This window comes from Cellulomonas rhizosphaerae, from assembly GCF_003470205.1.
Classification (GTDB): Bacteria; Actinomycetota; Actinomycetes; order Actinomycetales; family Cellulomonadaceae; genus Cellulomonas; species Cellulomonas rhizosphaerae.
The window spans coordinates 1-5,049 of sequence record NZ_QWKP01000074.1 but is presented as its reverse complement, the minus strand read 5'-3'; the positions used below and the strand labels follow the sequence as shown (position 1 = coordinate 5,049).

At 73.4% G+C, this 5,049-nt stretch carries 5 protein-coding genes and 1 pseudogene; 3 read left to right on the top strand and 3 right to left on the bottom strand.

Annotated elements, in window-relative coordinates:
• Positions 1 to 490 (top strand): annotated as a pseudogene (locus D1825_RS01290) (hypothetical protein); the annotation flags it as partial.
• A 19-nt stretch (positions 491 to 509) separates the two neighbouring features.
• Here D1825_RS01290 and glgA read toward each other — a convergent pair.
• Positions 510 to 1,736, bottom strand: coding sequence for a glycogen synthase (glgA, locus tag D1825_RS01285; RefSeq protein ID WP_118765706.1), 1,227 nt, complete (start codon positions 1,734 to 1,736; stop codon positions 510 to 512).
• 110 nt (positions 1,737 to 1,846) lie between these two features.
• On the opposite strand from glgA, the gene glgC reads away from it, so the two are divergent.
• Both glgC and serB read left to right on the top strand, forming a co-directional pair.
• Positions 1,847 to 3,088 (top strand): glucose-1-phosphate adenylyltransferase, encoded by a 1,242-nt coding sequence (gene glgC, locus D1825_RS01280; RefSeq protein ID WP_118765704.1) that lies wholly within the window; start codon positions 1,847 to 1,849, stop codon positions 3,086 to 3,088.
• Positions 3,089 to 3,430: 342 nt separating this feature from the next.
• Positions 3,431 to 4,066: a phosphoserine phosphatase SerB gene (serB, locus tag D1825_RS01275; protein ID WP_267897553.1), complete on the top strand. Its 636-nt coding sequence runs from the start codon at positions 3,431 to 3,433 to the stop codon at positions 4,064 to 4,066.
• A 22-nt stretch (positions 4,067 to 4,088) separates the two neighbouring features.
• On the opposite strand, the gene D1825_RS01270 is transcribed toward serB, so the two are convergent.
• The gene (locus tag D1825_RS01270) at positions 4,089 to 4,607 is read right to left on the bottom strand and encodes a SixA phosphatase family protein (protein ID WP_118765703.1); all 519 of its coding nucleotides are present in this window, start codon (positions 4,605 to 4,607) and stop codon (positions 4,089 to 4,091) included.
• A gap of 15 nt (positions 4,608 to 4,622) precedes the next feature.
• Positions 4,623 to 5,049: SDR family oxidoreductase (locus tag D1825_RS01265; RefSeq protein ID WP_118765702.1), on the bottom strand; the 427-nt coding region annotated here is incomplete at its 5' end.

The following is a 5,049-nucleotide window of genomic DNA, read 5'->3' as shown; positions in this document are numbered from 1 at the left end:
CCTGCTGGTCCACACCCCGACGACCAGCCTCGCACTCGTGCCCGAGGTCCAGCAGTTCGGCTCTGCCTACGAGCCCGGTCACCTCGTGACGTGGCACGCGACACCCGTGCCGGACTGGCGGCTCGCGACGGTGGGGCGCAACGGTTCGCTGCAGGACGCGGACCGCGACCTGCGCCAGGGGCTGATCACGGTCACCGAGGCCCTCGTCCGGCTGGACGTCGCGCGCTGGCACGACGAGGACGCCGCCCAGGTCGCCGCCCTGCGCGACGGTGCCCTGCCGCGCTGGCGGATGCCGGACCACCTGGACGGCCGGCACGCGCGCGTGCTGGGCAGCGCGGCGCGCCTGCGGGCGATCGTGGCGCTCGCGACGCGCGACGACGGTGGCGCGGTCAGCCTGTGGCAGGCCGACCAGCGCTCGGCGGCGCTGCGCGACGTCGACCGGATGTCGCGGCGAGCGATCGCGGCCGCGTCGACGTTCCCGACGCCGTGACCGTCCTCGGCCCTCTGACCTACGCGGTCGCCGCCCGGTAGACGTCGAGCGTGCGGGTGGCGATCGCGTCCCAGGAGAAGTGGTCCTCGACGCGGGTCCGCGCCGCGAGACCCCAGGCGTGCGCGCGGGCCGGGTCGCTCACGGCCTCATTGAGGGTGGCGGCCAGGTCGGCGACGAACTTCTCGGGGTCGATGGGCGTCCCTGTGCCGTCCTGCACCTGGTCGATCGGCACGAGCCAGCCGGTGACGCCGTCGTCGACCACCTCCGGGATGCCGCCCGTGGCGGTCCCGACGACCGGCAGCCCCACGGCCATGGCCTCGAGGTTGACGATGCCCAGGGGCTCGTAGATCGACGGGCACGCGAACACCGTCCCCGCGGACAGCACCGCGATGAGCTCGGTGCGCGGCAGCATCTGCTCGATCCAGACGACGCCCGAGCGCTTGGCGCGCAGCTCGTCGACCAGGCCGGTGACCTCGGCGAGGATCGCGGGGGTGTCCGGGGCGCCCGCGCACAGCACGAGCTGGACCTCGGGCGGCAGCTGCTCGGCGGCGCGCAGGAAGTAGGGCAGGCCCTTCTGGCGGGTGATGCGCCCGACGAAGACCACCGCGGGCCTGCTGGGGTCGATGCCGAGCCCGCGCACGGTCGCGTCGGCCGCGGCCAGGTCCTCCTCGCTCGTCGGGCGACGCCACCCGTCGAGGTCGATCCCGTTGTGCACGACCTTGACCCGGCCGGGGTCGACCGACGGGTACGCGCGCAGGATGTCCTGGCGCATGCCCCCGCTGACAGCGATGACGGCCGCGGCCGCGTCGTAGGCGGTGCGCTCGACCCAGCTGGACAGCGCGTAGCCGCCGCCGAGCTGCTCGGCCTTCCAGGGACGCAGCGGCTCGAGGCTGTGCGCGGTGATGACGTGCGGCAGGTCGTGCAGCATCGCGGCGACGTGCCCGCCGAAGTTGGCGTACCAGGTGTGCGAGTGGACGAGGTCGCTCGCGACGCCGTCGTCGCCCACGCGACCCACCGCGTCGGCCATCTCGAGGTCGACGCCGAGCGTCTGCAGCGCGGCGTTGGCGCCCCGGAGCTCGGTCGGCACGCCGTAGCCCAGCACGGAGGGCTCGTCGCGCGGCCCGTCGAAGCAGTGGACCCGCACGTCGATCGTGCGCCGCAGGACCGCCGTCAGCCCGGCCACGTGGACCCCGGCGCCGCCGTAGACGTGCGGCGGGTACTCACGGGTCAGCAGATCGACACGCACCGGAACCTCCAGGTCCACGCCGGCCCTGACGGCCGGTCACCCGCGACACGCTAGCGTGCCCACGCGGTCCCACCTCGCCTGACAGCGGTGCGGGGCCTAGGGTCATCGACATGGCAGCGCCGCGCGTCCTCGCAATCGTCCTTGCAGGTGGAGAGGGCAAGCGGCTCATGCCGCTGACCGCCCACCGGGCCAAGCCGGCGGTGCCGTTCGGGGGGATCTACCGCCTCGTCGACTTCGCCCTGTCGAACGTCATCAACTCGCACTACCTGCACGTCATCGTGCTCACGCAGTACAAGTCCCACAGCCTGGACCGGCACGTGTCCAAGACGTGGCGGATGTCGCCGCTGCTGGGCAACTACGTCGCCGCGGTCCCCGCGCAGCAGCGCGTCGGCAAGCACTGGTACCTCGGCAGCGCCGACGCGATCTACCAGTGCCTGAACATCATCGAGGACGAGCGGCCGGACATCGTCGTCGTCGTCGGCGCCGACCACGTCTACCGCATGGACTTCTCCCAGATGGTCGACGCCCACATCGCCTCGGGCGCGGAGTTCACCGTCGCCGCGATCCGCCAGCCGATCGAGGAGGCCGACCAGTTCGGCGTCATCGAGGTCGACCCGGCCGACCCGACGCGCATCGCCGCGTTCCGGGAGAAGCCGACCGACCCCGTGGGCCTGGCCGACTCCCCCGGCGAGATCCTCGCCTCGATGGGCAACTACGTCGCCAACGCCGACGCCCTCGTCGCGGCCGTCACGGCGGACGCCGAGAACGCGACGTCGCGGCACGACATGGGCGGCGACATCGCCCCCTACTTCGTCAACCGTGGCACGGCCGGCGTCTACGACTTCCTGCGCAACGACGTACCCGGCTCCACGCCGCGCGACCGCGACTACTGGCGCGACGTGGGGACGCTCGACGCGTACTACGAGGCCAACACCGACCTCATCGCGATCGAGCCTGTGTTCAACCTCTACAACGACGAGTGGCCGCTGTTCACCGGCTACACCGGGCTCCCGCCGGCCAAGTTCGTGCACGCCGGCGCCGGCCGACTCGGCCACGCGGCGGACTCGATCGTGTCCCCGGGCGTCGTCGTCTCGGGCGCGACCGTCACGGGCTCGGTGCTCTCGCCGGGCGTGCGGCTGCACTCCTGGGCACAGGTCACCGACTCGGTGCTGATGGACAACGTGCACGTCGAGCGCTACGCCCAGGTGCACCGCGCAATCATCGACAAGAACGTCATCGTCCCCGAGCGCGCCCGCATCGGCCTCGACCGCGAGCACGACATCGCCCGCGGCTTCACGATCAGCGACTCGGGCATCACGGTCGTCCCCAAGGGCGCGATCATCTCCGACTGAGCTCCGCCTGCTCCGCCGGCGAGGCCCCACCAGTGCGCTGCCTCTCGCCCATCGCGCTGCGCGTTCGTGGTTGCAGCTCTCGTTGAACGACACGCCGCGTTCCGCACGGCGTGTCGTTCAACCACGGGTGCAACGACCGGTGGGACTCCGGCTTCGCGCGGCTGGGAACCAGGCGGCGTGCGCGTGGGTGTGCGGCGCGCCGTGCGCGACGCGGCGTGTCGCACATCCACCTGCACCCGGCCCGGGTGAGGACCGGGGGCACCCGCCACACGGCGGTGCTGGGTGCTGCCGCACCGTGGGCAGTGCTGCCGCGCGGTGGGCGGAGTGGGTAGCGTGCGCGACGTGAAGCCCCGCCTGCTCGTCATGGACGTCGACTCGACCCTCATCACCGGCGAGGTGATCGAGATGCTGGCCGCGCGCGCGGGCTCCGAGGCGCGCGTCGCGGCGATCACCGAGCGCGCCATGCGCGGCGAGATCGACTTCGCGGAGTCCCTGCACGAGCGCGTCGCGACCCTCGCGGGGCTGCCGGTCGCGGTGTTCGCCGAGGTGCTCGCGCAGGTCGAGCTCTCCCCCGGCGCGCGCGAGCTCGTCGCCGAGCTGCAGGGCCGCGGCTGGGCCGTCGGGCTCGTCTCGGGCGGCTTCATCGAGGTCGTCGGCCCGCTCGCCGCCGGCCTGGGCATCACCCTGACCCGGGCGAACGCGCTCGAGGTCACCGACGGCGTGCTCACCGGCCGGGTCGCCGGACCCGTGATCGACCGGGCCGCGAAGGCCGTCGCGCTCGCCGACTACGCCGCGGGCGCCAGTGTCGCGATCGAGGACACGGTCGCGATCGGCGACGGCGCGAACGACCTCGACATGCTCGCCGCCGCGGGGTTCGGGATCGCGTTCAACGCCAAGCCCGTGGTCGCCGCGCAGGCGGACGCCGTGGTCGACGAGCGCCTCGACGCCGTGCTCGCGCTGGAGCCGTTCGCGCGCTGAGGGCCGGTCAGCCAGCGATCGGTCAGCCGGGCGTGTGCAGCCCGACGAGCACGGACTCCCCCGGTGCCCACTGCGCCCACCCGGCCGACGAGGTGAGCACCGACCAGCTCGCGGTCGGCACCCCCACCTGCACGCGGCGGTAGGCGGCCTCCTGCGACCCGGGCCCGGCGAGCAGCTCGGCGGCGTGCGACATCGTGGGTTCGTGTCCGACGACGAGCAGCGTGCGGACCTCGTCGGGCACAGCCTGCACGAGCGCGAGCAGCGAAGCCGCGCCCGCGAGGTAGACCTCCTCGCGGAACTCGACCGTCGGCTCGACGGCCAGGCCCGCGCGCACCAGATCCCACGTCTGCCGCGTGCGCAGGCTCGTCGAGCACAACACGTGGTCCGGCGCGATGCCGGCCTCGGCCATCGCGGGCCCGACCCGGCCGGCCTGTCGTCGGCCTGCCAGGGCCAGGGCGCGCTCGTGGTCGTCGACCTTCTCCGGGTGCTCCGCCTTGGCGTGGCGGAGCAGGACGAGGCGGCGGTCGAGCGGTGCGGTCACCGGCTCAGCGTGCCATCACAGGCCCATGGCGTGCACGCCACCGTCGACGTGCACGATCTCGGCGGTGGTCGCCGGGAACCAGTCGGACAGCAGCGCAGCGACCGCGCGGGCGGTGGGCTCGGGGTCGGTGACGTCCCAGCCGAGCGGCGCGCGCTCGGGCCAGCCGCCCTCCATCGTCTCGAAGCCGGGGATCGACTTGGCTGCGGTGGTCCGGATCGGGCCGGCCGAGACGAGGTTGACCCGGATGCCGGAGGCGCCGAGGTCACGCGCGAGGTAGCGCGCGGTGGACTCGAAGGCGGCCTTGGCGACGCCCATCCAGTCGTAGACCGGCCACGCGAACGACGCGTCGAACGTCAGGCCGACGATCGACGAGCCGCGGGTCAGCAGCGGCTGGGCGGCGACCGCGAGCGACTTCAGCGAGAACGCCGAGACCTGCAGCGCG

Excerpts from the sequence above, each read along its gene's own strand:
- glgC (WP_118765704.1), top strand. The coding sequence starts at position 1,847 with ATGGCAGCGCCGCGCGTCCTCGCAATCGTCCTTGCAGGTGGAGAGGGC.